Below are 24,967 nucleotides of genomic sequence, written 5' to 3'. Positions count from 1 at the left end.
CCTGGTGCGCCCCGCGATCAAGGTCGGTCTGTCCACGGCCTCGGTCTATCCGCTGAGGACCGAGGCCGCGTTCGAGTACGCCGCCAAGCTCGGCTACGACGGCGTCGAGCTCATGGTGTGGGCCGAGTCCGTCAGCCAGGACATCGCGGCAGTCGCCGACCTGTCCCGGCGCTACGGGGTGCCCGTGCTGTCGGTGCATGCGCCGTGCCTGCTGATCTCGCAGCGGGTGTGGGGCGCCGACCCGATCGCCAAACTCGACCGCAGCGTGCGCGCCGCCGAGGAGCTGGGCGCGCAGACCGTCGTCGTGCACCCGCCGTTCCGCTGGCAGCGCCGCTACGCCGAGGGGTTCAGCGAGCAGGTCGCCGCACTCGAGGCGGGCAGCGACGTGATGGTCGCGGTGGAGAACATGTTCCCGTTCCGCGCCGACCGGTTCTTCGGCGCAGGCCAGACGTCCATCGAGCGCATGCGTAAACGCGGCGGCCGACCCGGCCCCGGGATCTCGGCGTTCGCGCCGTCCTACGACCCGCTCGACGGCAACCACGCGCACTACACCCTCGACCTGTCCCACACCGCGACCGCGGGCACCGACGCCGTCGACATGGCGCAGCGGATGGGTGACGGTCTGGTGCACCTGCATCTGGCCGACGGCAGCGGCGCGTCCACCGACGAACACCTCGTGCCGGGTCGTGGCACCCAGCCCACCGCCGAGGTGTGCCAGATGCTGGCGGGCGGTGATTTCAGCGGGCATGTGATCCTCGAGGTCACCACGTCCGGGGCGCGTACCGCGGGCGAGCGCGAAGCGCTGCTACGCGAATCGCTGCAGTACGCCCGGCAACACCTGTTGCGCTGACCGAAAGAGGATCTCCACATGTCCGGTTCGACCCGGTTCACCGATGCGATGGCGCTGACCGCGCTGGGCGACGGCGTCTACGGCGGTGAGCTCAACGAGCACTGGACGATCGGGCCCAAGGTGCACGGCGGCGCGATGCTCGCGCTGTGTGCCAACGCCGCCCGCACCGAACACGGCGAGGGCGTCGAACCGATCGCGGTGTCGGCGAATTTCCTGTGGGCGCCGGATCCGGGGGAGATGCGCGTGGTCACGACCGTGCGCAAGCGTGGCCGCCGGGTCAGCCTGATCGATGTGGAGCTCAACCAGGGCGACCGCACGGCCGTGCGCGCGGCGATCACCCTCGGCGAGCCCGAACACGACGTCCCGCCGCTGCTGTCGGCCAACCCCGTTGTCCCGCTGATGACCCCCGAGCCCCCGCCGGGGCTGAGCCCGATCGGGCCGGGGCACCACATGGCCGACATCGTGCACCTCGCGCACGGCTGCGACATCCGGCCGTCGCTGACGACGATGGCGCCGCGCTCCGACGGCGGCCCGCCGGTGATCGAGTACTGGGTGCGTCCCCGCGAGGACGCCCCCGACGTCCTGTTCGCGCTCCTGTGCGGCGATGTGTCGGCTCCGGTGACGTTCGGGGTCGACCGGTTCGGCTGGGCGCCCACGGTGCAGCTGACGGCCTATCTGAGGGCCCGTCCGGCCGACGGCTGGCTGCGGGTGATCTGCACGACGACCCAGATCGGGCAGGAGTGGTTCGACGAGGATCACGTCGTCGTCGACTGCGAGGGCCGCATCATCGTCCAGAGCCGACAGTTGGCGTTGGTGCCCGCCGCGCAGTGACGCGTCGGATGCCGGTCACAACGCGGGGCATGCCATGCTCTTGCGCATGGCCAGAATCGCGATCATCGGCGGCGGAAGTATGGGCGAGGCACTCCTGTCCGGACTGCTCCGCGCGGGCAGGCAGGTCAAGGATCTCGTGGTGGCCGAGAAGTATCCCGAGCGCGCCAGATTCCTCGCCGACAAGCATTCGGTGCTGGTGACGTCGGTCGTCGAGGCCACCGACAACGCCGACTACGTGATCGTCGCGGTGAAACCCGCCGACGTGGAGAACGTCATCGACGACATCGCCGAGGCCGCCGCCAACGCCGAGACCGACACCGCCGAGCAGGTCTTCGTGACGGTCGCGGCAGGCGTGCCCACCGCCTACTACGAGAACAAGCTGCCCGCGGGCGCCCCGGTGATCCGGGCCATGCCGAACGCGCCGGTCGTGGTCGGTGGCGGCGTCAGCGCGCTGGCGGCGGGCCGGTTCGCGACGGCCGAGCACCTCAAGGAGGTCTCGTCGATCTTCGACGCGGTCGGCGGGGTGCTGACCGTGCCGGAGTCGCAGCTGGACGCGGTCACCGCGGTGTCGGGGTCGGGGCCCGCCTATTTCTTCCTGATGGTCGAGGCGTTGGTCGACGCGGCCGTGGCGAGCGGGCTGTCGCGTCCGGTCGCCACCGATCTCGTGGTGCAGACGATGGCGGGTTCGGCGGCGATGTTGCTCGAGCGCCTCGACGAGGCCCAGCCGGCGGGCGATGCGGCAATGGGAACGTCAATGGACACCACCGCGGCCCAACTTCGCGCTACGGTTACCTCACCGGCCGGTACCACCGCTGCTGGACTGCGGGAACTCGAACGCGGTGGTTTGCGGGCGGCGGTGGCGAATGCGGTGGAGGCGGCTAAAACCCGCTCTGAGCAGCTAGGAATTACATCCGAGTAGTTCATCGAATTCCGATGGATTAACCCACACCCGTCGCAGTAACCCCACCCGCCACGCTATTCTCCTCGTGTATGCACGGGTCGGTGCCAGCGGTGGGGAAGCCGCTGGGACTGCCCGCGCCTGATGGATTGGGTTGCGATGACGTCTATGAACGGGCCATCGGCGCGTGATTCGGCTGGCGGTAAGCGGGACGGTGCCAATGCCGACGGCCAACAGCCACGAGCTCAATTCCTCACGGTCGCCGAAGTGGCGAGCCTGATGAGGGTCAGCAAGATGACGGTGTACCGCCTGGTGCACAACGGTGAACTGCCCGCGGTGCGGGTGGGCCGGTCGTTCCGGGTGCATGCCAAGGCCGTCCACGACATGCTGGAGAGTTCGTACTTCGACGCGGGCTGAGACGCCGCGCAGCGGGACGGTGGCACCCCGACGTTTTCGTTCACCTCGGCCCCTTGGGTAAGGTGTCCGGGTTGGACGTCACTCTGACGTCGGGCCGATCTCCGGGTCGGGACCCGGGTCGGACCGAGGAAAACGTAGGTAGCGGAGTACATGGGTTCAGTCATCAAGAAGCGTCGTAAGCGCATGTCGAAGAAGAAGCACCGCAAGCTGCTTCGTCGTACACGGGTGCAGCGCAGAAAACTCGGCAAGTAGTTCGTCCGCCGTCGCCCAGGTGGCTCTCAGCCGCAGCCGTTAGGCTGACGTGGTGGATTCGAGCACCTCGGGCGACGTCGGTTCGTACCCGAAGGTGGTCCTGGTCACCGGGGCGTGCCGGTTTCTCGGCGGGTATCTGACTGCGCGGTTGGCGCAGAACCCCTTGATCAACCATGTGATCGCGGTCGACGCGGTCGCACCGAGCAAGGATCTGCTGCGCCGCATGGGCCGCGCCGAGTTCGTCCGCGCGGACATCCGGAACCCGTTCATCGCCAAGGTGATTCGCAATGGGGACGTCGACACCGTGGTGCACGCTGCCGCGGCGTCGTACGCACCGCGCGCGGGTGGCCGCGCCACGTTGAAAGAGCTCAACGTGATGGGTGCGATCCAGTTGTTCGCGGCGTGCCAGAAGGCGCCGTCGGTGCGCCGGGTGGTCCTCAAGTCCACCTCGGAGGTCTACGGGTCGAGTCCGCGTGATCCGGTGATGTTCACCGAGGACACGGATGCGCGCAGGCCGCCTCGGGAGGGTTTCGCCCGCGACAGCATCGACATCGAGGGTTACGCGCGCGGCCTCGGCAGGCGCAGACCTGACATCTCGGTGACAATCCTGCGGCTGGCCAACATGATCGGGCCCGGCATGGACACCGCGCTGTCGCGGTATCTGGCCGGTCCGGTGGTGCCCACCGTGCTGGGTCAGGACGCCCGGCTGCAGCTGCTGCACGAGCAGGACGCCCTCGGTGCGCTCGAGCGGGCGACGATCGCGGGCAAAGCGGGCACCTTCAACATCGGCGCCGCCGGAATCATCATGATGAGTCAGGCGATTCGGCGTTCGGGCCGGGTGGCGCTGCCGGTGCCGAGGTCCGGTCTGGCGCTCGTCGACTCATTACTGCGCGCGACCCGATACACTGAGCTCGATCGCGAGCAGTTGAACTACTTGAGTTATGGCCGGGTCATGGACACCACGCGTATGCGTGACGTCCTCGGTTACAACCCGAAGTGGACCACGGCGGAAGCCTTTGACGACTACGTGCGTGGACGTGGATTGACGCCGATAGTCGATCCACGGATGGTGCGGAGCATCGAGGATCGTGCCGTGGCCGTTGCGCAGCGGTGGGGACGTTAGAGCAAACTGACGGATCGGTGGGGTGAAGAGTACGTGTCGGGTGAGTCGAAGGCCAAAGTCATCCCGCTGTACGGGAATTCGGGGCGAAACGCGGCGAGGCGGGCGGCCCAGCGCGCCGACAGCGCGCGACGGCACCCGTCCCTGCTGTCGGACCCCGGTAGCCGTGCGTCGGCCGAGCAGATCGCCGCGGTGGTCCGCGAGATCGACCAGCACCGGCCCGGTTTCGGTGGCGCCCCGGTAGAGGAGCCGCCCACCGAACTCGCCAAGCGGATCAGCGCCGTCGCCGACTTCGTCCGCAAACGGATGACCGGTGACTACACCGTCGACGAATTCGGCTTCGACTCCCACCTGAACAGCGCGGTGTTCCTGCCGCTGCTGCGGGTGCTGTTCAACTCCTGGTTCCGCGTCGAGGTCAGCGGTGTCGAGCACCTGCCGGCCGAGGGCGCCGCGCTCATCGTGGCCAATCACGCAGGCGTACTCCCGTTCGACGGGCTGATGGCCTCGGTGGCGGTCAAGGACCACCACGCCGCCCACCGCGATCTGCGCCTGCTCGCCGCCGACCTGGTCTTCGACCTGCCGATGGTCGGACAGGCCGCGCGCAAGGCCGGCCACACCATGGCCTGCACCTCTGATGCCCATCGGCTGCTCGCGGCCGGGGAGCTGACCGCGGTGTTCCCCGAGGGCTACAAGGGTCTGGGCAAACAGTTCAAGGACCGATACAAGCTGCAGCGCTTCGGCCGCGGCGGGTTCGTCTCGGCGGCGCTGCGCACCGGGGCGCCGATCGTGCCGTGCTCGATCGTCGGCTCCGAGGAGATCTACCCGATGGTCGCCGACGTGAAGTTGATGGCGCGGCTGCTCGGCCTGCCGTACTTCCCGATCACCCCGCTGTTCCCGGCGGCCGGACCGCTGGGGCTGGTGCCGCTGCCGTCGAAGTGGCACATCCAGTTCGGGGAGCCGATCTCCACCGAGGGGTACGACGAGTCCGCCGCCGACGATCCGATGGTCACGTTCGAACTGACCGATCAGGTGCGCGAGACCATCCAGCACACGCTCTACCAGCTGCTGGCCGGCCGCCGGAACACCTTCTTCGGCTGACCGCCTGCGCTACTTGGTGTTCTGGCCGGACACCATCCGCGCGATCGCCTCGTCGCGGCGGGCCTTGATCGTCGCGCTGATCTCGTCGGCCTCGCTGTCGTGGGCGGCCTCGCCGATGATGGTGACGACGCTGGTCAGCACCGGATCGCCCGCTTCGTCGCTGACCTCGCCGCGCACCTCGGTGACCACCGTGCCGTGCGATTCGATGACCGAGTCCAGGTAGGAGTCGAAGAACAGCTTGTCGCCGGCCAGGATCGGCCGATGGTAGGTGATCTTCTGGTCGCGGTGCAGCATCCGCTCCATGTTGACCGGCACGTCGAACTGTTTGAAGATCTCGGCCTGCACACGGCGGCCCGCGACGGCCAGGAACGTCAGCGACGCGATCAGCGCGTGGTAGCCGGACTCCTCGGCCGCCTCCTCCGAGTGGTGCGCCGGATGGTCGTCCTTGACCGCACGCGCGAACTCGCGGATCTTCTCCCGGTCCACCTCGAAGTAGTCCGGATACCGGTAGTGGGTGCCGATGATCTCTTCAGCGATGGCCATGGCTTCGCTTACTCCCCGCGTCGACGTGCTTGGCGGCGCGAGCCTATCAGCGCCACCCGGTCCGGCCCTCCTGGCGGCGCGACACCACGGCCGCCAGCGCCCCGCCCAGCGCGCCCAGCGCGACCGCCGACGGCACCCCGACCCGCGCGGCCTTGCGGGCGGTGCGGAAGTCGCGGATCTCCCAGCCGCGTTCGCGCGCGACGCTGCGCAGGGCGGCGTCGGGGTTGATCGCGACCGCCGTGCCGACCAGCGACAGCATCGGCACGTCGTTGAAGCTGTCGCTGTAGGCGGTGCAGCGGCGCAGGTTGAGGCCCTCCCGGATGGCCAGCGAGCGCACCGCGTGCGCCTTGCCGGTGCCGTGCAGGATGTCGCCGACCAGCCGGCCGGTGAACACCCCGTCAATGGATTCGGCGACCGTGCCCAGCGCCCCGGTCAACCCGAGGCGGCGCGCGATCGTCGCGGCGAGCTCGTAGGGCGTCGCGGTCACCAGCCACACCTGCTGACCGGCGTCGAGGTGCATCTGCGCCAGCGCGCGGGTGCCCGGCCAGATCTTGTCGGCAATGATCTCGTCGTAGATGTCCTCGCCGAGCGCGACGAGCTCCTCGGTCGACCGGCCCTCGATGAACGCCAGCGCCTTGGTCCGGCCCGCCGCCACGTCGTCGCTGTTCTCCCGGCCCGTGAGCTGGAACTTCGCCTGGGCGTAGAGGAAGCCCATGACGTCGCTGTAGGTGAAGTACTTGCGGGCGGCCAGGCCGCGGGCGAAGTGCACCAGCGACGACCCGTGCACCAACGTGTTGTCGACGTCGAAGAACGCCGCTGCGGTCAGATCGGGAGGGGGTGCGGGCGGCGCGGGGACGGGGTCGGTCGCCAGATCGGTGACGGCGGCCGCCGCGCTGGCGTCCCCGGCGATCTGTTGCCGCGCGGCGTGCGTACCCCCGGTTTCGGACACGGCTCAACCCTAGGACACCGCGGGCGAACACCGGCAGCGGATACTTGCGGCGTGGATCACGCCATCGAGTTGCTGACCCGGGCCGGGTGCGCGGTGTGCGAACAGGCCGCCGAGCGGCTCGCACAGCTGCGGGCCGAGCTGGGCTTCGAGCTGACCGTCACCGACGTCGACGCTGCCGCGGCCGCGGGCGACACCGCGCTGCGGGCCGAATACGGCGACCGGCTGCCGGTCGTGCTGCTCGACGGCGCCGAGCACAGCTACTGGGAGGTCGACGAACCGCGGCTGTTGGCCGATCTCCGGACGTGATCCGGCACTGGGTGACTAATCTGACTAAGTGAAATTTGGTCGGCGCAACTGTGAACGATTACCGTGGATGACGTGGTGATGAAGCCATGAGCGTGCTGCTGTTCGGGGTTTCGCACCGCAGTGCCCCGGTATCGGTCCTCGAGCAGTTGAGCACCGACGAATCCGACCAGGCCAAGATCGTCGATCAGGTCCTGCAGTCGTCGCTGGTCACAGAGGCGATGGTGCTGTCGACCTGCAACCGCGTCGAGGTCTACGCCGTTGTCGACGCCTTTCACGGCGGGCTGTCCGTGATCGGGCAGGTACTCGCCGAACACTGCGGCATGTCGCTCAACGATCTCACCAAATACGCCTACGTGCGGTACGCCGAGGCCGCCGTCGAGCACCTGTTCGCCGTCGCGAGCGGGTTGGACTCCGCGGTCGTCGGCGAGCAGCAGGTGCTCGGGCAGGTGCGCCGCGCCTACGCCTCCGCCGAGGCCAACCACACCGTCGGCCGGACACTGCACGAGCTGTCGCAGCGCGCGCTGTCGGTCGGCAAACGCGTGCACTCCGAGACCGGGATCGACGCCGCGGGCGCCTCGGTCGTCTCCGTCGCCCTCGCCATCGCCGAGGCCAAACTCGGCTCGCTGGCCGGGCGCACCGCCGTCGTGATCGGCGCCGGATCCATGGGTGCGCTCTCGGCCAAACACCTCGTCCGCGCCGGGATCGAACGCGTCCACGTGGTGAACCGGTCGCTGCCGCGCGCCCGCAGGCTCGCCCACAGCCTCCTCGAGCAGGGGGTGGCCGCCCACGCGCACAGCCTCGACGACATCGCCCACGCGCTGGCCGACGCCGACGTGGTCATCTCCTCGACCGGGGCGGTGCGGCCGGTGGTGTCGCTGGCCGACGCGCACCGCGGCCTGACCGGGCGCCCCGAACACCGCCAGCTGATCATCTGCGACCTCGGGATGCCCCGCGACGTGGAACCGGCCATCGCCGGGCTGCCGGGCGTCTACGTCATCGACATGGAGCGCATCCTGCGCGAACCGTCGGCGCGTGCCGCGGCCTGCGACGCCGACGCGGCCCGGGCGATCGTGGCCGCCGAAGTCGCGAACTACCTCGCCGGCCAGCGGATGGCCGAGGTCACCCCGACCGTCACCGCGCTGCGCCAGCGGGCCGCCGACGTGGTCGAGGCGGAGTTGCTGCGCCTGGACAACCGGTTGCCCGAACTCGACGCCGCCCACCGGGCCGAGGTCGCCAAGACGGTGCGCCGGGTGGTCGACAAACTGCTGCACGCACCCACCGTGCGCGTCAAACAACTGGCCAGCGCACCCGGCGGCGACAGCTACGCCGAGGCGCTGCGCGAGCTCTTCGAGCTCGACCAGCAGGCCGTCGACGCGGTGGCCGCCGGCGAACTGCCCTTGCTCCCCATCGAACTCGACAAGTCCGAGTAACGCTTGAACAACGCCGACACGCCCATCCGGATCGGCACCCGGGCCAGCCTGCTCGCGAGGACGCAGGCAGGCACCATCCGCGACGCCCTCGTCGCCAAGGGGCACCCCGCCGAACTCGTCTTCATCTCCACCGAGGGGGACCGCAACCAGGGCCCCATCGCCGACATTGGCGTGGGGGTGTTCACCGCCGCCCTGCGCGAGGCGATCGCCGACGGCCGCGTCGACGCCGCGGTGCACTCGTACAAGGATTTGCCGACCGCCTCCGACGAACGGTTCGCGATCGCCGCGATCCCCCGTCGTGAGGACCCCAGGGACGCGCTGGTCGCGCGGGACGGATTGGTGCTGGGAGAGTTGCCCGCCGGCTCCACGATCGGCACCTCGAGCCCGCGACGGGCGGCACAGCTTAGAGCACTGGGTCTCGGTTTGGAAATCCGCCCCCTAAGAGGCAACCTAGATACCAGGTTGAACAGGGTCGGCAGTGGTGAGCTCGACGCCATCGTGGTCGCCCGTGCGGGGTTGGCCCGCATCGGACGGCTCAGCGATGTCACCGAGACCCTCGAACCGGTGCAGATGTTGCCAGCGCCGGCTCAGGGCGCCCTCGCGGTCGAGTGCCGCGCAGGCGACACCGCACTGCTCGCGCTGCTGGCGGAGTTGGACGACTCCGACACGCGCGCGGCGGTCACCGCTGAACGGGTCCTGCTCGCCGAACTGGAGGCGGGTTGCTCCGCACCGGTGGGCGCGATCGCCGAGGTGGTCGAGTCTATCGATGAGGACGGCAACGTCTTCGAAGAGGTGTCGCTTCGCGGGTGCGTGGCGGCGCTGGACGGATCCGATGTGATCCGTGCGTCTGGGATCGGAACTCCCGGCCAGGCCGCAGACCTCGGGGTCTCGGTGGCCGCGGAACTGTTCGAACTGGGTGCGCGTGAGCTCATAGCGGATCACCACTGAGCTGTAGAGCGGAGTGAGCGACAGATGACTCGGCAGGAGAGCGGGCGCGGGCGCAAGATGAAGCCCGGCCGCATCACCTTCGTGGGTTCGGGGCCGGGCGACCCCGGCCTGCTGACCACACGGGCACACAGTGTGCTCGTCAACGCCGCGCTGGTGTTCACCGACCCGGACGTTCCCGAGGCGGTGCTGTCCCTGGTCGGGGCGCACCTACCCCCGCCGTCGGGACCGGAGCCGGCCGAGGCCGACGGCACCGACGATGCGGGTTCGACGATCCCCGGCGGTCCGGACATCCGGCCCGCGCTGGGCGATCCGGCCGAGGTGGCCAAGACGCTGGCCGCCGAGGCCAAGCACGGGGTGGACGTGGTCCGGCTCGTGGCCGGCGACCCGCTGTCCGTCGACGCCGTCATCGCCGAGGTCAACGCGCTGGCCAAGAGCCACGCCAACTTCGAACTCGTCCCCGGCCTGCCGGACACCACCGCGGTCCCGACCTACGCCGGGCTGCCGCTGGGCTCCACCCACACCGTCGCCGACGTGCGCGGTGACGTGGACTGGGCCGCGATCGCCGCGGCGCCGGGTCCGCTGATCCTGCACGCCACCGCATCGCATCTGCCCGATGCCGCGCGCACGCTGATCGAGTACGGGCTGGCCGAGACCACCCCCGCCGTCGTGACCGCCAGCGGCACCACCTGCCAGCAGCGTTCGGTCGAGACGACGCTGTCGGGCCTGATCGACAAGGCCGTGCTGACCGCACCGGACCCCACCGGCGCGCCCGCCGCACCGCTGGCCGGACCGCTCGTGGTGACGCTCGGCCGCACGGTGTCCAACCGGGCCCGCCTGAACTGGTGGGAGAGCCGGGCGCTGTACGGCTGGACCGTGCTGGTGCCGCGGACCAAGGACCAGGCCGGGGAGATGAGCGAGAAGCTCGTCGGCCACGGTGCGCTGCCGATCGAGGTGCCGACCATCGCCGTCGAACCGCCGCGCAGCCCCGCGCAGATGGAACGCGCGGTCAAGGGTCTGGTCGACGGCCGCTTCCAGTGGGTCGTCTTCACCTCCACCAACGCGGTGCGTGCGGTGTGGGAGAAGTTCAACGAGTTCGGGCTCGACGCCCGCGCGTTCTCCGGCGTGAAGATCGCCTGTGTCGGTCAGGCGACCGCCGAGAAGGTGCGCGCATTCGGCATCAACCCCGAACTGGTGCCGACGGGGGAGCAATCGTCTCTCGGCTTGCTTGATGAGTTCCCGCCGTACGACGACATCTTCGATCCGGTGAACCGGGTGCTGCTGCCGCGCGCCGACATCGCCACTGAGACGCTGGCCGAGGGGCTGCGCGAACGCGGTTGGGAGATCGAGGATGTCACCGCCTACCGGACCGTGCGGGCCGCCCCGCCGCCGGCCGCGACGCGCGAGATGATCAAGACCGGCGGGTTCGACGCCGTCTGCTTCACCTCGAGCTCGACGGTGCGCAACCTGGTCGGCATCGCCGGTAAGCCGCACGCCCGCACGATCGTCGCCTGCATCGGGCCGAAAACCGCCGAGACCGCGGCAGAATTCGGGCTGCGCGTCGACGTGCAGCCCGAGGTCGCCGCCGTCGGTCCGCTGGTGGAGGCGCTCGCCGAGCACGCCGCCCGGCTGCGCGCCGAGGGTGCGCTGCCCCCGCCGCGCAAGAAGAGCCGCCGCCGCTGATCATGCGTCAGCGTCCCCGCAGGTTGCGTTCGACACCGGCCATGCGCCGGTTGGTCGCGGAAACGTCCCTGGAGCCAAGGCATCTGGTGTTGCCGATGTTCGTCGCCGACGGCATCGACGAACCGCGGCCGATCTCCTCGATGCCGGGCGTCGTGCAGCACACCCGTGATTCGCTGCGCCGCGCGGCCGCCGATGCGGTGGCCGCGGGCGTGGGCGGGCTGATGCTGTTCGGCGTGCCCCGCGACGAGGACAAGGATCCGCGCGGATCGATCGGTATCGACGCGGACGGCATTCTCAACGTCGCGTTGCGGGATCTGGCCAAGGATCTCGGCGACGACACCGTGATCATGGCCGACACCTGCCTCGACGAGTTCACCGATCACGGGCACTGCGGTGTGCTCGACGACCGGGGCCGGGTGGACAACGACGCGACCAATCAGCAGTACGTGAAACTCGCTGTCGCGCAAGCGCAGTCGGGCGCCCACGTGGTGGCGCCGAGCGGGATGATGGACGGTCAGGTGGCCGCGATCCGCGACGGCCTCGACGGCGCCGGCCACACCGACGTCGCGATCCTGGCGTACGCGGCGAAATTCGCCTCCGCGTTCTACGGCCCGTTCCGCGAAGCCGTCGGCTCCAGCCTGCAGGGCGACCGGCGGACCTACCAGCAGGACAGCGGCAACGCCCGCGAGGCGGTCCGCGAGATCGAACTCGACATCGCCGAGGGCGCCGACATGGTGATGGTGAAACCCGCGATGTCCTACCTCGACGTGGTGCGCGCGTGTGCGGACATCTCGCCGGTTCCAGTCGCCGCGTACCAGATCTCCGGTGAGTACGCGATGATCAGCGCCGCCGCCGCCAACGGCTGGATCGACCTGCAGGCCTCGGCACTCGAAGCGCTGGTCGGCATCCGCCGGGCCGGTGCGGACATCGTGTTGACCTACTGGGCGGCCGAGGCCGCCGGTTGGCTGGCGTGACCGCACCCGGCCCGTTGCGGCCCGCCGGGCCGCCGCCCACCCGCCCCGCCGACGTCGACACCGGATTCTGGCTGTGGGTCGCCGCGCTGCCACTGATGGTGATCGGCTACCTGATCGACAACCTGATGGTCCCGGTCGCCGGTTCGTCGCTGTTCCTCAAGGGCATGGCGGTGATGATCGTCGTCGCGGTCGCCGCGATCGTGCTGACCTTCCTCATCCTGTTGCGGCAGGGCTACCGCTGGACGCGCACGCTGTTGACCGCGGGCGGGTTCGGTTCGGTGGCCTACACCGTCACCAACCTGTTCACGGTCGAACGGGAGTCGGCGGTGGCGGCTTTCGGCTACGCGGTCACCGCGATCATCGGTTCGGTGCTCATCGCCGGCGGCATCTTCCTGCTGCACCGCAAGGACTCCAACGCCTTCTTCACCCGCTAGGCTGACCCGACCATGACCGCTTCGCCAACACCGTCGCGGCCGCGCGTCGTCGACATCGCGTTCTGGACTTTGATCGGCGGGGCCGTCCTGCTCATCTTCGGCGGTCTGCTCGCCGTCACCGTCGCCTTTGAAACCGCCCGCTCGGCGCTGTCCGAGGAGATGACCAACGACCAGGTGAGCCAGTATCTGACCGTGTACCGCGGGGTGGGCGCCGGTTCGATCGTCGCTGGTGCGGGGCTGGCGTTCGTCGCCAGCCGGGCGCGCCGCGGTGACGAGAGGTTCCGCCGGGTGACGGTGGGTCTGGCGCTGGCGATCGCGGTGGTGCTCGTACTGCTGGCCGCCGGCGCCCGAGTTGGTCAGCCCATCACGCTGCTGGCGCTGGTGCCGATCGCGGTGGGGGCGGTGCTGCTCACCCGCAGGAGTGCGGCGCCCTGGTTCGACCGGAATGAGGTGCGATGACCGACCCGTCGCAGGAGCGGTTGTTCTACGAACCCGGCGCCAGCTGGTGGTGGCTGCTCGCCGGACCCGCGGCGGGCGGGGCGATGCTGGCGATCCAGATGTCCGCGGGTTACGGGCTCAAGCCGCTGGTGCCGGTGCTGTTCCTGGTGCTGGTGTCGGGGTTCCTCTCCATCCAGGTGAAGGCCGCGCGGATCCACACGTCGGTCGAGCTGACCCCTGAGACCCTGCGGCAGGGCGCCGAGGTCACCAAGATCTCCGAGATCGTCGCGGTGTATCCGCCTGCGACCGGCAGCGAGGTGCCGAAATGGCAGTCCGCACGCGCGCTGGGCGAGCTGACCGGCGTTCCGCGCGGACGCACCGGGATCGGGCTCAAGCTGGACGGCAGCCGCACCGCGCAGGCGTGGGCGCGACGGCATGCGGTGCTACGCGAGGAGCTCACCCGGCTCGTGGAGGAACGGGTGCCGTGAGGGCACGCGCCCTGGTCGAACTGGTGCTGGCGGTGGCCGCGGCCGTCGGATGCGTCGCGAGCTGGGCGGCCGCGAGCCGGCCCGCGACCGCGGCGCCGCTGCTGGAGGGCGAACCCGAGACCGCGGTGACGGTCTATTCGGCGCCGCTGCTCGCATTGGCCCTGCTGCTCGCGGCGGTGGCGGGGGTGCTCGTCGTCGTGGGCGTGGCGCGGCTGCGGCGGCGCTGAGCAGGGGGTGACGTTCGTCACTGACCTGGTGGTACAAAGTACAGAATCTGTAACACTGTTCGGTATGACGGAGCTGGCGCAGAACAACACCGAGGTCCTCGACGACGCCCTGCCGCTGGGACCGCAGTCCCTGGTCTGGAAGTACTTCGGCGACAACCGCATGTACCTGATCGGTCCGCGGCCCGCCGTGCTGCAGAACATGCTCGCCCAGCTCGGACAGGGTGTGCTGGACCATTCGGTGTTCTTCAGCGACACCGCCGCCCGCGTGAAGCGGTCGCTACCGCCGATCTTCATGACCGTCTACGGCTCCGACGACGACAACGAAGGCTTCAACGTCCGCGACTTCCACCACGACATCAAGGGTGAAATGCCTGACGGGTCGCGCTACCACGCACTCGATCCGGAGACATACTTCTGGGCGCACGCCACGTTCGTCGAACAGGTCCTCTACTTCGCCGACACGTTCGTCAAGAAGCTTTCGGACGCCGAGAAGGAGCAGATCTACCTCGAGTCGAAGACCTGGTACCGCCGCTACGGCGTCAGCGACCGGCCGATGCCGGCGACCTACGCCGACTTCGAGCGGTACTGGGAGCGCATGCTCGACGAGGTCGTCATCGCCCACCAGACCGCCAAGTACGGGGTCGGGTACGTGACCAAGGGCTTCCCGTGCCCGAAGGGTGTGCATCCGCTGGTGTGGCGGGTCGTGTCGGTGGGATTCGACCCGCTCGCGGCGTTCCTCACCACCGGCGGCCTGCCCCCGCAGGCCCGGCGCCTGCTGGGGCTGCCGTGGAGCGAGCGTCAGGAGCGGCGCTACCAGCGTTTCGCGGCGCTGTGGCGGACGCGGCCGGTGAACTGGCTGTGGGACCGGCTGCCGATGAGCGTGCGGTACAACAAGTACGCGCAGAAGGGCTACGCCCGTGCCTGACCGGCTGGAGGCGATCCTCGACGCCGCGGTCGTCGAGTTCGAACGGCACGGTTTCCGCCGCGTCGCGCTCGACGACGTGGCGCGCCGGGCCGGCGTCAGCCGCACCACGATCTACCGCCGGTTCGCCAACCGCGACGAGCTGGTGGCCGCGGTGGTGGAGCGGGAGAACGGCGCGCTGTTCGCCGACATCGCTCAGGAGCTCAAACAGTCCGGGCCGCAAGCGAATTACTACGTCGAGGCGTTCACGCTCTCGATCCTCAAGTTCCGCGGGCACCGCATCCTCAACGGCATGCTCGCCGAGGACTCCGGCTTCGTGCTCGAGTTGGCGCACCGGCACTGGTCGGCCGCGGTCGAGCGGATGGCCGAGGCGCTGCGGGTGATCTTCCCGGCGGGCTTCGCCGAACGGATCGGCCCAGCGGCGGTCAACGAACTGGCCGACGTCATCCTGCGCTACGCCGCGATGGCGCTGCTGCTGCCGAGCGTGCAACCGCTCGACACCGCCGACGAGCTGCGCGCATTCGCCCGCCAGCACTTCCTGCCCAGCCTGCCCGCCGCACTGAGAGCTGTCCCGGCGTAACCCGGCTTCTGTTTTGCGGATCACACATTCGGTTAGTCGTTACCGCATGAGCAGCGACGACAACGCAGAACAGACCGGGGCCGAGGCCAACGCCTCGCAGAAGGTGGCTGACGACCCTGACGCCAAGATCACCGAGAAGCCCGAGATCACCGACGAGCACCGCGCGGCGGCCAAGGAGATGCGCAAGGAGTACGAGGAGGAGCGGCCGACGATCGTGATGCCGGGAACCGGCGGCACAGTTGCGGGCACCGCGGTCAATGACTGGGTCGACGAGAACGGCGATCCGAAGTTCGGCAAGGACGGGCCGGAGGAGGGCCAGGAAGCCCAGGGCGGCCAGAATGCCGAGGAGAAGGCCGGCTCCGAATCCTGACCGCCGCGAGACGGAAACCACGCAGGGAAAGTACGAGTCGGACGCTGCGTGGTTTCAGTTTGGCGTCAGAGCGCCGTCACGGCCTGCTGCCGTGCCTAGGGTGGCTGGGTGAACACTCTGGACATCGTCGCACCGGCGTTCGTCGAGATGGCGCACTCGATCGTGTGGGCCTCGGCGGCCACCGTCGACACCAACTGCCGCCCGAGAAGCCGGGTGCTGCACCCGATCTGGGAGTGGGACGGAACGGACCTGTTCGGCTGGATCGCCACCGTGCCGTCGCCGATCAAACGCGTGCACCTGGCCGCGCACCCCGAGATGTCGCTGAACTACTGGGCACCCAGCCATGACACCTGCAGCGCGGACTGCCTCGTCGAGTGGTACACCGACGACGACACCCGCGCCGCGGTCTGGGACAAGTTCGCCAACGGGCCCGCCCCGGTCGGCTACGACCCGCACATCATCCCGCAGTGGAGCAGCGGACCCACCTCCGAGGACTTCGCGGTCCTGCGCCTGAGCCCGTACCGGCTGCGCGTAATGCCCGCGGCCGTGCTGACCCAGGGCGTCGGCGACGCGCTGCGCTGGCAGGGCCGACTGCCGTGAGCGCTACCACTACACCCTGTAGTTGACGCGTTCGACGCGGCTGGGACACTGGTGGGCATGGGTGCTGACCACACCGCGACCGAGACCTCGGCGCGGCTGTTCGCCGATGCGTGCGCTGTCATCCCCGGCGGGGTCAATTCCCCGGTCCGGGCGTTCAACGCCGTCGGCGGTACGCCTCGCTTCATCACCGCGGCCAACGGCTACTGGCTGACCGACGCCGACGGCAACCGCTACGTCGACCTCGTCTGCTCGTGGGGTCCGATGATCCTCGGCCACGCCCACCCGGCGGTGGTGGAGGCGGTGCAGCGTGTCGCGGCCGACGGGCTGTCCTTCGGCGCGCCGACGCCCTCGGAGACCGAACTCGCCGCCGAGATCATCTCCCGCATCGCGCCGGTCGAGCGGTTGCGAATGGTCAACTCCGGCACCGAGGCCACGATGAGCGCGATCCGCCTGGCCCGCGGTTTCACCGGCCGCCCCAAGATCGTCAAGTTCTCCGGCTGCTACCACGGGCACAGCGATGCGCTGCTCGCCGACGCCGGCTCCGGGGTCGCCACGCTGGGACTGCCGTCGTCGCCGGGCGTGACGGGTGCGGCCACCGCCGACACCATCGTGCTGCCCTACAACGACGTGGACGCGGTGGAAGAGGTGTTCGCCGAGGTCGGCGACCAGATCGCCGCCGTCATCACCGAGGCCAGCCCCGGCAACATGGGTGCGGTCCCGCCCGCGGAGGGGTTCAACGCGGCACTGCGCCGCATCACCGCCAACCATGGCGCGCTGCTGATCCTCGACGAGGTGATGACCGGCTTCCGGGTCAGCCGCTCCGGCTGGTACGGCCTCGATCCCGTCGACGGCGACCTGTTCACGTTCGGCAAGGTGATGAGCGGCGGGCTGCCCGCCGCCGCGTTCGGCGGCCGGGCCGAGGTGATGGAACGCCTCGCGCCGCTGGGGCCCGTCTACCAGGCCGGCACACTGTCCGGGAACCCCGTCGCGATGGCCGCCGGGCTGGCCACGCTGCGCACCGCCGACGACGCGGTGTACGCCGCGCTCGACAAGAACGCCGACCGGTTGTCCGGGCTGCTCAGCGACGCCCTCACCGACGCCGGGGTCACCCACCGGGTGCAGCGCGGCGGCAACATGCTGTCGGTGTTCTTCTCCGCCGAACCGGTCACCGATTTCGCGACCGCACGGGCCAGCGAGACATGGCGGTTCGCCCCGTTCTTCCACGCGCTGCTGGAGGCGGGCATCTACCCGCCGCCGAGCGCGTTCGAGGCGTGGTTCGTCTCGGCCGCCCTCGACGACGAGGCGTTCGACCGCATCGCCGCCGCCCCCCCCGGCGCCGCGCGCGCCGCCGCGGAAGCGACGAAACCCGCATGAGCTCTGAGAAACCCGAGCCGGTGAAGACCATCGTCCATGTCATGCGGCACGGCGAGGTGCACAACCCCGAGGGCATCCTCTACGGCCGCCTGCCCGACTACCACCTCTCCGACCGCGGCCGCGCCCAGGCCGAGGCCGTCGCCGCCTGGCTCGCCGACCGCGACATCCTCTACGTCGTCGCCTCCCCGCTGGAACGCGCGCAGGAGACCGCGGGGCCGATCGCCGCGGCGCACGGGCTGTCGATCGACACCGACGACGAACTGATCGAATCCCTCAACGTCTTCCAGGGCAAGAAGGTCTCCCCGGGCGACGGTGCACTCCGCAACCCGATCAACTGGCGCCACCTGCGCAATCCGCGCACCCCGTCGTGGGGGGAGCCCTACGCCGACATCGCCGCGCGGATGACGCGGGCGCTGCACCGGGCGCGGGAGAAGGCCGCGGGCCACGAGGCCGTCTGCGTCAGCCATCAGCTGCCGGTGGAGACGCTGCGCCGCGCGACGATCGGACACCCGTTGCACCACTTCCCGACCCGACGGCTGTGCAACCTCGCCTCGGTCACCTCGTTCTACTTCCACGGCGACACCTATGTCGGCTGGGGTTACGCGGAGCTGGCCGGACAGTGAGGCGCTGGTGGATCGTGCTGGCAAGCGTGGCGATGGTCACGCTCGCCGGCTGCTCCACCGGTGACGACGCCGTTGCGCAGGGCGGCACCTTCGAATTCGTCGCCCCCGGCGGCAAGACCGACATCTTCTACGACCCGCCCGCCGATCGCGGTAAACCCGGCGCGCTGTCGGGCCCCGACCTGCTCGACCCGGCCAAGACGCTGTCGCTCGACGATTTCGCGGGTCAGGTCGTGGTGGTCAACGTGTGGGGTCAGTGGTGTGCGCCGTGCCGCACCGAGATCGGCCAACTGCAGCAGGTGTACGAGGCGACCCGCGCCGACGGGGTCGCGTTCCTCGGCATCGACGTGCGTGACAACAACCGCGACGCGGCCGTCGACTTCATCCGGGACCGCGGCATCACGTTCCCGTCGATCTACGACCCGCCGATGCGCACGATGATCGCCTTCGGCGGCCGGTACCCCACGACGGTCATCCCGTCGACGGTCGTCCTGGACCGCGAGCACCGGGTGGCGGCGGTGTTCCTGCGCGAGCTGCTCGCCGAGGATCTGCAGCCGGTCGTCGAACGCCTCGCCGCAGAGCCCGCACAAGGACAGCAGTCGTGACCGGGTTCGCCGAGGTCGCCGCGGCCGGGCCGGTCGTGCTGGCGCTGGGGGTGTGCCTGCTGGCCGGGCTGGTGTCGTTCGCGTCGCCGTGCGTGGTGCCGCTGGTGCCGGGCTACCTGTCGTATCTGGCCGCGGTCGTCGGCGTCGACCCCGAGGCCGACGCGTCCGGCGCTGTGGCGGTCCGCACCCGGCGGCTGAAGGTGGCCGGGGCGGCCGCGCTGTTCGTCGCGGGCTTCACCGCCGTGTTCCTGCTCGGCACGGTCGCCGTCCTCGGGATGACGACGACGCTGATCACCAACCAGCTGCTGCTGCAACGCATCGGCGGCGTGGTCACGATCATCATGGGCCTGGTGTTCGTCGGGCTGATCCCCGCCCTGCAGCGGCAGGCCCGGTTCACGCCGCGCCAGCTGTCCACGGTCGCGGGCGCCCCGCTGCTCGGCGCGGTGTTCGCGCTGGGCTGGACCCCGTGCCTGGGCCCGACGCTGACCGGCGTCATCACCGTCGCCTCGGCCACCGACGGGGCCAGCGTGGCCCGCGGCGTCGCGCTCGTCATCGCCTACTGCCTGGGGCTCGGCATCCCGTTCGTGCTGCTGGCCTTCGGGTCGGCGCGCGCGGTGCAGGGGCTGGGCTGGCTGCGCCGCCACACCCGCACCATCCAGATCATCGGGGGCGTGCTGCTGCTCATCGTGGGCGTCGCCCTGGTGACCGGGTTGTGGAACGACTTCGTGTCGTGGGTGCGCGACGCGTTCGTCAGCGACGTCAGGCTGCCGATCTGATGCGCGGACCGCTCGCCCGCCCCATCTCCTGGGCGCGCAACACCTGGCGGACCCTGACCTCGATGGGCACCGCGCTGGTGCTGCTGTTCCTGCTGGCGCTCGCGGCGATCCCCGGCGCCCTGCTGCCGCAGCGCAGCCTCAACGAGACCAAGGTCGCCGAATACCTCGCCGAACACCCGACGCTGGGCCCGTGGCTGGACCGGCTGCAGGCCTTCGACGTGTTCTCCAGCTTCTGGTTCACCGCGATCTACGTCCTGCTGTTCATCTCGCTGGTCGGCTGTCTGACGCCGCGGCTCGTCGAACACGTCAAGAGCCTGCGCGCGGTCCCGGTACCCGCCCCACGCAACCTCGGCCGGCTGCCCAAACACCACACCGCCCGCGTCGCGGGGGAGCCGCAGCAGGTGGCGGACTCGATCAGCGCCCACCTCAAGGGGTGGCGGAAGGTCACGCGACATGAGGGCGACTCAACCGAGATCTCGGCCGAGAAGGGCTATCTGCGCGAGTTCGGCAATATCGTCTTCCACTTCTCGCTGCTCGGCCTGCTCGTGGCGATCGCCGCGGGCAAGCTGTTCGGCTACGAGGGCAACGTCATCGTCATCGCCGACGGCGGCCCCGGCTTCTGCTCGGCCTCACCCGCGGCGTTCGACTCGTTCCGGGCGGGCAACACCGTCGACGGCACGTCGCTGTACCCGATCTGCCTCAAGGTCGACCGGTTCAACGCCGACTACCTCGACAACGGTCAGGCCACGTCGTTCTCGGCGGACATCAACTACCAGGCCGGCGACGATCTGAGCACCGGGACGTGGCGGCCCTACCAGCTCAAGGTCAACGAACCGCTGCGGGTCGGCGGGGATCGGGTTTACCTGCAGGGCCACGGCTACGCACCCACGTTCACCGTCACGTTCCCCGACGGGCAGACGCGCACCCAGACGCTGCAGTGGCGGCCCGATGATCAACTGACGTTCCTGTCGTCGGGTGTGATGCGGTTCGACCCGCCCGCGGGCACCTACCCCGACGCCGACGAACGCCGCAAGAACCAGATCGCCATCCAGGGGTTGTTCGCGCCGACGAAGTTGCTGCACGGCAGCCTGTTGTCGTCGCGCTTCCCGGAGATGCGCGATCCCGCCGTCGCCGTCGACATCTACCGCGGCGACACCGGCCTGGACTCCGGCCGCCCGCAGAACATCTTCTCCCTCGACGAGCGGCTCATCGGGCAGGGCAGGCTCACCCGCGAAGCCCGCGTGAACCTCGACGCCGGGGCGGAGACCCGCCTCGACGACGGCACGGTGATCCGGTTCGACGGTGCGGTCCCGTTCGTCAACGTGCAGGTGTCGCACGATCCCGCCCAGATCTGGGTGCTGGTGTTCGCGATGACGATGATGGCGGGCCTGCTGATCTCGCTGATCGTGCGGCGCCGCCGGGTCTGGGTTCGGATCACCCCCGCCGGGCCGGGTACCGTTGGCGTCGAATTCGGCGGGCTGGCCCGCACCGACAACTCCGGGTGGGGCGAGGAGTTCGAGCGGTTGACGGTGCGGCTGCTGGCCGACCACCCCGACGCGGCGACCGACGCCGTGTCGAAAGAGAGAGTCACATGAACAGTCCCGACATCGACCTCGGCCTGGCGCGGTACTCCGACTGGGCGTTCACCTCGTCGGTGCTGGTGCTCGTCGTCGCACTGCTGCTGTTGGCCGTCGAGCTGGCGTACACCCGCAGCCGCAAGGTCGCCGAGCGGGAACTCGTCGGCGCGTCCGTCGGCGCCGACAGCGCGGGCCCGGGCATCGTCTCCGACGTCCCGCGCCGTCCCTTCGACGAGCGCATCGGCTCGGCAGGCATCGCGATGGTCTACCTCGGCATCGCGTTGCTGCTCGGATGCATCGTGCTGCGCGGACTGTCCACCTCGCGGGTGCCGTGGGGCAACATGTACGAGTTCATCAACCTGACGTCGTTCTGCGGTCTGGTCGCGGCGGCCGTGGTGCTGCGCAAACCGCAGTACCGGTCGCTGTGGGTGTTCGTCCTCCTCCCGGTGCTCATCCTGCTGACCGTCTCCGGCCGCTGGCTGTACTCGCACGCCGCCCCCGTGATGCCGGCACTGCAGTCCTACTGGCTGCCCATTCACGTCTCCGTCGTCAGCCTCGGCTCCGGGGTGTTCCTCGTCGGCGGCGTCGCGAGCATCCTGTTCCTGCTCAAGATGTCGCGGTTCGGCCAGACCACCAGCGACGGACTGTTCGCGCGGGTCGTGCAGCGGCTGCCGGACGCGCAGACCCTCGACCGCATCGCGTACCGCACGACGATCTTCGCGTTCCCGGTATTCGGGTTCGGCGTCATCTTCGGCGCCATCTGGGCCGAGGAGGCGTGGGGCCGCTACTGGGGCTGGGACCCCAAGGAGACGGTGTCGTTCATCGCGTGGGTGGTCTACGCCGCCTACCTGCACGCCCGGTCCACCGCGGGCTGGCGCGACCGCAAGGCCGCCTGGATCAACGTCGCCGGGTTCGTCGCGATGGTGTTCAACCTGTTCTTCATCAACCTGGTCACCGTCGGCCTGCACTCCTACGCCGGAGTCGGCTGATGGGGGACCACTCGGCGGGTGGCTTCCGGGCGCAACGACGGTTCCGCGACCCCGCGGCCGACGAGCCCCAGGCGCCGCCGGAGTGGTCCGACCCGACCCCGCCGACCGGTATCCCGGTCGTCGACCCCACCGCAGCGGGGCCTTCCGCACCGCCGCCGCCGCCGGTCCCGGATCCGCAGCCGGTGTCCCAACCGCTACCGGTGCCCCCGACGCCGTACGAGGACCTCTCGACGGTCGCGCTGCTCGGTAAGCCCGCGCCGTCGCACGGTTGGCGCCGCTGGCTGTACCTCGCGACGTTCAAACTCGTCAACATCGGCGACAGCCCGAACGCCGCCCAGCACGACAGCCTGGTCACCCGCGTCAAACAACCGCTGGGCGGCTGCTACCGCATCGCGGTGCTGTCGTTGAAGGGCGGCGTCGGCAAAACCACGATCACCGCGACGCTGGGCGCGACGTTCGCGTCGATCCGCGGTGACCGGGTGGTGGCCGTCGACGCCAACCCCGATCGGGGCACGTTGAGCCAGAAGGTGCCGCTGGAGACGACGGCGACGGTGCGTCATCTGCTGCGCGACGCCGAGGGCATCGAGCGCTACAGCGATGTGCGCGCCTACACCTCACAGGGGCCGAGCCGGCTGGAGGTGCTGGCCTCGGAGACCGATCCCGCGGTGTCGGAGGCGTTCAGCTCCGACGACTACACCCGCACGCTGGCGGTGCTCGAACGCTTCTACAGCCTGGTGCTCACCGACTGCGGCACCGGGCTGATGCATTCGGCGATGACGGCGGTGCTCGCCCACGCGGACGTGCTCGTGGTGATCAGTTCCGGGTCGGTCGACGGGGCGCGCAGTGCGTCGGCGACGCTGGACTGGCTCGACGCGCACGGACACCAGGCCCTGGTCGCCAATGCGATCGCCGTCATCAACGCGGTGCGTCCGCGCTCGGGCAAGGTGGATCTGCAGAAGGTCTCCGACCACTTCTCCCGGCGGTGCCGTGCGGTGGCCGTGGTGCCGTTCGATCCGCATCTGGAAGAGGGCGCCGAAATCGACCTGGACCGCCTCAAACCGGCGACGCGGCAGGCGCTGCTGGAACTGGCCGGGGTGGTGGCCGACGGATTCGCCGGCGCGGTCGTGGGGCACCACGACAGCCGCGGCTGACCGGTCGATACCGCCGGGTTACTGCCGCGGGTTGTTGTCGTCCTGGCCGAGCCGCCGGAGGAAATCCGGATCGTCGTCGGGGCCGATCACCCGGCGCTGCGGCCGGGTCGCGTTGACCCGCGTGAGCCGCCAGCCGATGTAGACCAGTCCGGCCAGAACGAGTATCAGGAGCAAATACGCCACACAAACCTCCTGGCATCGATGATACGCGCCGTCGGTAGTCTCGGATGCGTGTCAGAAGGTCGACAGGGAGCCCGTCTGGTCGTCGATGTGCTCGTCTACGTGGCGGCCCGGCTGCTGCTGGTGGCGGCGCTCGCGGCGGTGATCATCGGCGTCGGACATCTGCTCGGGTTGCGGGATTTCCCGCTGGTCATCGCGATCTTGTTCGCGATCGTGATCGCACTGCCGCTGGGCATCTGGCTGTTCGCGCCGCTGCGGCAGCGGGCGACGGCGAGTATCGCCGCGTTCGACGAGCGCCGCCGCCGCGACCGTGAGCAACTGCAGGCCCGGCTGCGCGGGGAAGAGCCGCCCGAGACCCCCGAGGCATGACCCCGCGGCAGGCGTTCGGTGCCGAATTCTCCGGCGCCGCAGGGTTTCTCAACTCACCGACCTACGGGCTGCCCCCGCAGTTCCTGGTGCGTGCGCTGCACGACGCCCTCGCGGCGTGGCAGGCCGGCACGTTGGACGCCAAGGACTTCGACCAACCGGTGCGCGACGCCCGCGCCGGATACGCGGCATTGGTCGGGGTGCCGGTGTCCTCGGTCGCCCTGGCCGGGAGCGCGTCGGCGGCGCTGGGTCTGGTGGCCGCCGCGCTGCCCGACGGCAGCCGCGGTGCGACGGTGGCCGGTGAGTTCACCAGCACCACCTTCCCGTTCGCCGCGCAGGCCGGCCGCGGCGTCACGCTCACCGAGCTGAGCGCCGACGAACTCGTCGCCACCGCCGCGGATTACGACTTCGTGACCGCGAGCGTGGCGCAGTCGGCGACCGGTGCGGTGCTCGATCTGGCGGCGCTGCGGGCCGCGGTGGCGGGCACCGGCACGTGGACGATCCTCGACGTGACGCAGGCCGCCGGGTGGAAGCGGCTGGAGCTGGGGTGGGCCGACGTGACGGTGGCCTCGGTCTACAAGTGGCTGCTGGCGCCGCGCGGTGCGGCGTTCCTGTCGGTCGGCGCGCGGCCCGCCGCGGCTATGACCCCGCACGGCGCGAACTGGTACGCCGGCGAGCAGCCGTGGGAGTCGATCTACGGGTTGCCGTTGCGGCTGGCCGCCGACGCCCGCCGCTTCGACACCTCACCGGCCTGGTTCAGCGTGCTCGGCGCGGGCCTGACCCTGCCGTGGCTGGCCTCGCTGGACGCGGCGGCGGTCGAGGCGCACACCGTCGGGCTCGCCGAGAGGCTGCGCGCCGAACTCGGTCAGGCACCGCACCCGTCGGCGATCGTGTCGCTGCCTGCCTCCGGCGCCGCGGAGCGTCTGCAACAAGCGGGGATCCGCGCGGCGGTGCGTGCGGGGGCGGTGCGGGTG

Annotated in this window: 32 protein-coding genes; 29 read left to right on the top strand and 3 right to left on the bottom strand. The window is 70.0% G+C overall.

Going from position 1 to position 24,967, the window contains the following annotated elements:
* Window positions 1–4 precede the first annotated feature (4 nt).
* The 7 genes from AU194_RS18340 (at window position 5) to AU194_RS18315 (ending at window position 5,466) form a co-directional block, all read left to right on the top strand.
* Window positions 5–850, top strand: coding sequence for a sugar phosphate isomerase/epimerase (locus tag AU194_RS18340; RefSeq protein ID WP_059090683.1), 846 nt, complete (start codon window positions 5–7; stop codon window positions 848–850).
* Between the two features lie 18 nt (window positions 851–868).
* Window positions 869–1,681, top strand: a complete 813-nt coding sequence (locus AU194_RS18335; RefSeq protein WP_059090682.1) for a thioesterase family protein — start codon at window positions 869–871, stop codon at window positions 1,679–1,681.
* 46 nt (window positions 1,682–1,727) lie between these two features.
* Complete coding sequence (gene proC, locus AU194_RS18330; protein WP_157576181.1) at window positions 1,728–2,600, top strand: pyrroline-5-carboxylate reductase; 873 nt, start codon at window positions 1,728–1,730, stop codon at window positions 2,598–2,600.
* Between the two features lie 138 nt (window positions 2,601–2,738).
* Window positions 2,739–2,996: a helix-turn-helix domain-containing protein gene (locus AU194_RS18325; RefSeq protein WP_059090680.1), complete on the top strand. Its 258-nt coding sequence runs from the start codon at window positions 2,739–2,741 to the stop codon at window positions 2,994–2,996.
* A gap of 150 nt (window positions 2,997–3,146) precedes the next feature.
* Entirely contained in the window at window positions 3,147–3,248 is a 102-nt protein-coding gene (locus AU194_RS31310; protein ID WP_003402602.1) for a 30S ribosomal protein bS22, read from the top strand.
* A 49-nt stretch (window positions 3,249–3,297) separates the two neighbouring features.
* Window positions 3,298–4,371 carry an SDR family oxidoreductase gene (locus AU194_RS18320; RefSeq protein WP_059090679.1) on the top strand — a complete coding sequence of 358 codons (1,074 nt, stop codon included), beginning with the start codon at window positions 3,298–3,300 and terminating at the stop codon, window positions 4,369–4,371.
* Between the two features lie 33 nt (window positions 4,372–4,404).
* A complete protein-coding gene (locus AU194_RS18315; RefSeq protein ID WP_059090678.1) occupies window positions 4,405–5,466 on the top strand; it encodes a lysophospholipid acyltransferase family protein in 1,062 nt (353 codons plus the stop codon).
* A gap of 9 nt (window positions 5,467–5,475) precedes the next feature.
* On the opposite strand, the gene AU194_RS18310 is transcribed toward AU194_RS18315, so the two are convergent.
* Together AU194_RS18310 and AU194_RS18305 are read right to left on the bottom strand one after the other, a co-directional pair.
* Window positions 5,476–6,009 (bottom strand): MaoC family dehydratase N-terminal domain-containing protein, encoded by a 534-nt coding sequence (locus tag AU194_RS18310; protein WP_059090677.1) that lies wholly within the window; start codon window positions 6,007–6,009, stop codon window positions 5,476–5,478.
* A 46-nt stretch (window positions 6,010–6,055) separates the two neighbouring features.
* On the bottom strand, window positions 6,056–6,958 hold the full coding sequence (locus AU194_RS18305) for an HAD family phosphatase (protein ID WP_059090676.1): 903 nt from the start codon (window positions 6,956–6,958) through the stop codon (window positions 6,056–6,058).
* A 51-nt stretch (window positions 6,959–7,009) separates the two neighbouring features.
* On the opposite strand from AU194_RS18305, the gene AU194_RS18300 reads away from it, so the two are divergent.
* From AU194_RS18300 to AU194_RS18205, 20 genes are all read left to right on the top strand, one after another.
* Window positions 7,010–7,264, top strand: coding sequence for a glutaredoxin family protein (locus tag AU194_RS18300; RefSeq protein WP_059090675.1), 255 nt, complete (start codon window positions 7,010–7,012; stop codon window positions 7,262–7,264).
* Window positions 7,265–7,350: 86 nt separating this feature from the next.
* Window positions 7,351–8,694 carry a glutamyl-tRNA reductase gene (locus AU194_RS18295; RefSeq protein WP_059090674.1) on the top strand — a complete coding sequence of 448 codons (1,344 nt, stop codon included), beginning with the start codon at window positions 7,351–7,353 and terminating at the stop codon, window positions 8,692–8,694.
* Window positions 8,695–8,718: 24 nt separating this feature from the next.
* The gene (gene hemC / locus AU194_RS18290) at window positions 8,719–9,642 is read left to right on the top strand and encodes a hydroxymethylbilane synthase (RefSeq protein ID WP_197417663.1); all 924 of its coding nucleotides are present in this window, start codon (window positions 8,719–8,721) and stop codon (window positions 9,640–9,642) included.
* A gap of 24 nt (window positions 9,643–9,666) precedes the next feature.
* Window positions 9,667–11,322 (top strand): bifunctional uroporphyrinogen-III C-methyltransferase/uroporphyrinogen-III synthase, encoded by a 1,656-nt coding sequence (locus AU194_RS18285; RefSeq protein WP_059090672.1) that lies wholly within the window; start codon window positions 9,667–9,669, stop codon window positions 11,320–11,322.
* Between the two features lie 2 nt (window positions 11,323–11,324).
* Complete coding sequence (gene hemB / locus AU194_RS18280; protein WP_082698705.1) at window positions 11,325–12,296, top strand: porphobilinogen synthase; 972 nt, start codon at window positions 11,325–11,327, stop codon at window positions 12,294–12,296.
* Window positions 12,284–12,730: a hypothetical protein gene (locus AU194_RS18275; RefSeq protein WP_369804158.1), complete on the top strand. Its 447-nt coding sequence runs from the start codon at window positions 12,284–12,286 to the stop codon at window positions 12,728–12,730. Before hemB ends, AU194_RS18275 begins: the two co-directional genes overlap by 13 nt.
* Window positions 12,731–12,742: 12 nt before the next feature.
* Window positions 12,743–13,189, top strand: coding sequence for a hypothetical protein (locus AU194_RS18270; protein ID WP_059090670.1), 447 nt, complete (start codon window positions 12,743–12,745; stop codon window positions 13,187–13,189).
* Window positions 13,186–13,656, top strand: coding sequence for a hypothetical protein (locus AU194_RS18265; RefSeq protein ID WP_059090669.1), 471 nt, complete (start codon window positions 13,186–13,188; stop codon window positions 13,654–13,656). Before AU194_RS18270 ends, AU194_RS18265 begins: the two co-directional genes overlap by 4 nt.
* A complete protein-coding gene (locus tag AU194_RS18260) occupies window positions 13,653–13,883 on the top strand; it encodes a hypothetical protein (RefSeq protein WP_059090668.1) in 231 nt (76 codons plus the stop codon). Before AU194_RS18265 ends, AU194_RS18260 begins: the two co-directional genes overlap by 4 nt.
* 64 nt (window positions 13,884–13,947) lie before the next feature.
* Window positions 13,948–14,808: an oxygenase MpaB family protein gene (locus tag AU194_RS18255; RefSeq protein WP_059090667.1), complete on the top strand. Its 861-nt coding sequence runs from the start codon at window positions 13,948–13,950 to the stop codon at window positions 14,806–14,808.
* Window positions 14,801–15,385: a TetR/AcrR family transcriptional regulator gene (locus AU194_RS18250; RefSeq protein WP_059090666.1), complete on the top strand. Its 585-nt coding sequence runs from the start codon at window positions 14,801–14,803 to the stop codon at window positions 15,383–15,385. Before AU194_RS18255 ends, AU194_RS18250 begins: the two co-directional genes overlap by 8 nt.
* A 46-nt stretch (window positions 15,386–15,431) precedes the next feature.
* On the top strand, window positions 15,432–15,755 hold the full coding sequence (locus tag AU194_RS18245; protein WP_059090665.1) for a hypothetical protein: 324 nt from the start codon (window positions 15,432–15,434) through the stop codon (window positions 15,753–15,755).
* Window positions 15,756–15,863: 108 nt separating this feature from the next.
* Complete coding sequence (locus AU194_RS18240; RefSeq protein WP_059090664.1) at window positions 15,864–16,355, top strand: hypothetical protein; 492 nt, start codon at window positions 15,864–15,866, stop codon at window positions 16,353–16,355.
* Between the two features lie 57 nt (window positions 16,356–16,412).
* Window positions 16,413–17,729, top strand: coding sequence for a glutamate-1-semialdehyde 2,1-aminomutase (gene hemL, locus AU194_RS18235; protein ID WP_059090663.1), 1,317 nt, complete (start codon window positions 16,413–16,415; stop codon window positions 17,727–17,729).
* Window positions 17,726–18,352, top strand: coding sequence for a histidine phosphatase family protein (locus AU194_RS18230; RefSeq protein ID WP_059090662.1), 627 nt, complete (start codon window positions 17,726–17,728; stop codon window positions 18,350–18,352). Before hemL ends, AU194_RS18230 begins: the two co-directional genes overlap by 4 nt.
* A 32-nt stretch (window positions 18,353–18,384) precedes the next feature.
* Window positions 18,385–18,954 (top strand): TlpA disulfide reductase family protein, encoded by a 570-nt coding sequence (locus AU194_RS18225; protein ID WP_157576204.1) that lies wholly within the window; start codon window positions 18,385–18,387, stop codon window positions 18,952–18,954.
* Window positions 18,951–19,730, top strand: a complete 780-nt coding sequence (locus AU194_RS18220) for a cytochrome c biogenesis CcdA family protein (RefSeq protein WP_059090660.1) — start codon at window positions 18,951–18,953, stop codon at window positions 19,728–19,730. The genes AU194_RS18225 and AU194_RS18220 overlap by 4 nt, the downstream gene beginning before the upstream one ends.
* On the top strand, window positions 19,730–21,325 hold the full coding sequence (locus AU194_RS18215) for a cytochrome c biogenesis protein ResB (protein WP_059090659.1): 1,596 nt from the start codon (window positions 19,730–19,732) through the stop codon (window positions 21,323–21,325). Before AU194_RS18220 ends, AU194_RS18215 begins: the two co-directional genes overlap by 1 nt.
* On the top strand, window positions 21,322–22,296 hold the full coding sequence (ccsB, locus tag AU194_RS18210; protein WP_059090658.1) for a c-type cytochrome biogenesis protein CcsB: 975 nt from the start codon (window positions 21,322–21,324) through the stop codon (window positions 22,294–22,296). The genes AU194_RS18215 and ccsB overlap by 4 nt, the downstream gene beginning before the upstream one ends.
* Window positions 22,296–23,447 carry a MinD/ParA family protein gene (locus tag AU194_RS18205; protein ID WP_059090657.1) on the top strand — a complete coding sequence of 384 codons (1,152 nt, stop codon included), beginning with the start codon at window positions 22,296–22,298 and terminating at the stop codon, window positions 23,445–23,447. Before ccsB ends, AU194_RS18205 begins: the two co-directional genes overlap by 1 nt.
* A gap of 18 nt (window positions 23,448–23,465) precedes the next feature.
* On the opposite strand, the gene AU194_RS32250 is transcribed toward AU194_RS18205, so the two are convergent.
* Window positions 23,466–23,630, bottom strand: coding sequence for a hypothetical protein (locus tag AU194_RS32250; RefSeq protein ID WP_197417662.1), 165 nt, complete (start codon window positions 23,628–23,630; stop codon window positions 23,466–23,468).
* A gap of 48 nt (window positions 23,631–23,678) precedes the next feature.
* Here AU194_RS32250 and AU194_RS18200 point away from each other — a divergent pair, with 48 nt between their 5' ends.
* Together AU194_RS18200 and AU194_RS18195 are read left to right on the top strand one after the other, a co-directional pair.
* Window positions 23,679–23,996: a DUF4229 domain-containing protein gene (locus AU194_RS18200; protein ID WP_059090656.1), complete on the top strand. Its 318-nt coding sequence runs from the start codon at window positions 23,679–23,681 to the stop codon at window positions 23,994–23,996.
* Window positions 23,993–24,967 (top strand): aminotransferase class V-fold PLP-dependent enzyme (locus AU194_RS18195; RefSeq protein WP_059090655.1); only part of this gene is annotated, 975 nt, incomplete at its 3' end. The genes AU194_RS18200 and AU194_RS18195, both read left to right, overlap by 4 nt.

The organism is Mycobacterium sp. GA-2829, from assembly GCF_001499965.1.
In the GTDB taxonomy this organism is placed as follows: domain Bacteria; phylum Actinomycetota; class Actinomycetes; order Mycobacteriales; family Mycobacteriaceae; genus Mycobacterium.
The sequence above is the reverse complement of the archived record's forward strand: the minus strand, read 5'-3'. Positions and strand labels throughout refer to the sequence as shown.

Coding starts and splice junctions, on each gene's coding strand:
- AU194_RS18335 (WP_059090682.1), top strand. CDS start 869: ATGTCCGGTTCGACCCGGTTCACCGATGCGATGGCGCTGACCGCGCTG.
- proC (WP_157576181.1), top strand. CDS start 1,728: ATGGCCAGAATCGCGATCATCGGCGGCGGAAGTATGGGCGAGGCACTC.
- AU194_RS18325 (WP_059090680.1), top strand. CDS start 2,739: ATGACGTCTATGAACGGGCCATCGGCGCGTGATTCGGCTGGCGGTAAG.
- AU194_RS31310 (WP_003402602.1), top strand. CDS start 3,147: ATGGGTTCAGTCATCAAGAAGCGTCGTAAGCGCATGTCGAAGAAGAAG.
- AU194_RS18310 (WP_059090677.1), bottom strand. CDS start 6,009: ATGGCCATCGCTGAAGAGATCATCGGCACCCACTACCGGTATCCGGAC.
- AU194_RS18295 (WP_059090674.1), top strand. CDS start 7,351: ATGAGCGTGCTGCTGTTCGGGGTTTCGCACCGCAGTGCCCCGGTATCG.
- AU194_RS18285 (WP_059090672.1), top strand. CDS start 9,667: ATGACTCGGCAGGAGAGCGGGCGCGGGCGCAAGATGAAGCCCGGCCGC.
- hemB (WP_082698705.1), top strand. CDS start 11,325: ATGCGTCAGCGTCCCCGCAGGTTGCGTTCGACACCGGCCATGCGCCGG.
- AU194_RS18270 (WP_059090670.1), top strand. CDS start 12,743: ATGACCGCTTCGCCAACACCGTCGCGGCCGCGCGTCGTCGACATCGCG.
- AU194_RS18265 (WP_059090669.1), top strand. CDS start 13,186: ATGACCGACCCGTCGCAGGAGCGGTTGTTCTACGAACCCGGCGCCAGC.
- AU194_RS18255 (WP_059090667.1), top strand. CDS start 13,948: ATGACGGAGCTGGCGCAGAACAACACCGAGGTCCTCGACGACGCCCTG.
- AU194_RS18245 (WP_059090665.1), top strand. CDS start 15,432: ATGAGCAGCGACGACAACGCAGAACAGACCGGGGCCGAGGCCAACGCC.
- hemL (WP_059090663.1), top strand. CDS start 16,413: ATGGGTGCTGACCACACCGCGACCGAGACCTCGGCGCGGCTGTTCGCC.
- AU194_RS18230 (WP_059090662.1), top strand. CDS start 17,726: ATGAGCTCTGAGAAACCCGAGCCGGTGAAGACCATCGTCCATGTCATG.
- AU194_RS18225 (WP_157576204.1), top strand. CDS start 18,385: ATGGTCACGCTCGCCGGCTGCTCCACCGGTGACGACGCCGTTGCGCAG.
- AU194_RS18215 (WP_059090659.1), top strand. CDS start 19,730: ATGCGCGGACCGCTCGCCCGCCCCATCTCCTGGGCGCGCAACACCTGG.
- ccsB (WP_059090658.1), top strand. CDS start 21,322: ATGAACAGTCCCGACATCGACCTCGGCCTGGCGCGGTACTCCGACTGG.
- AU194_RS18205 (WP_059090657.1), top strand. CDS start 22,296: ATGGGGGACCACTCGGCGGGTGGCTTCCGGGCGCAACGACGGTTCCGC.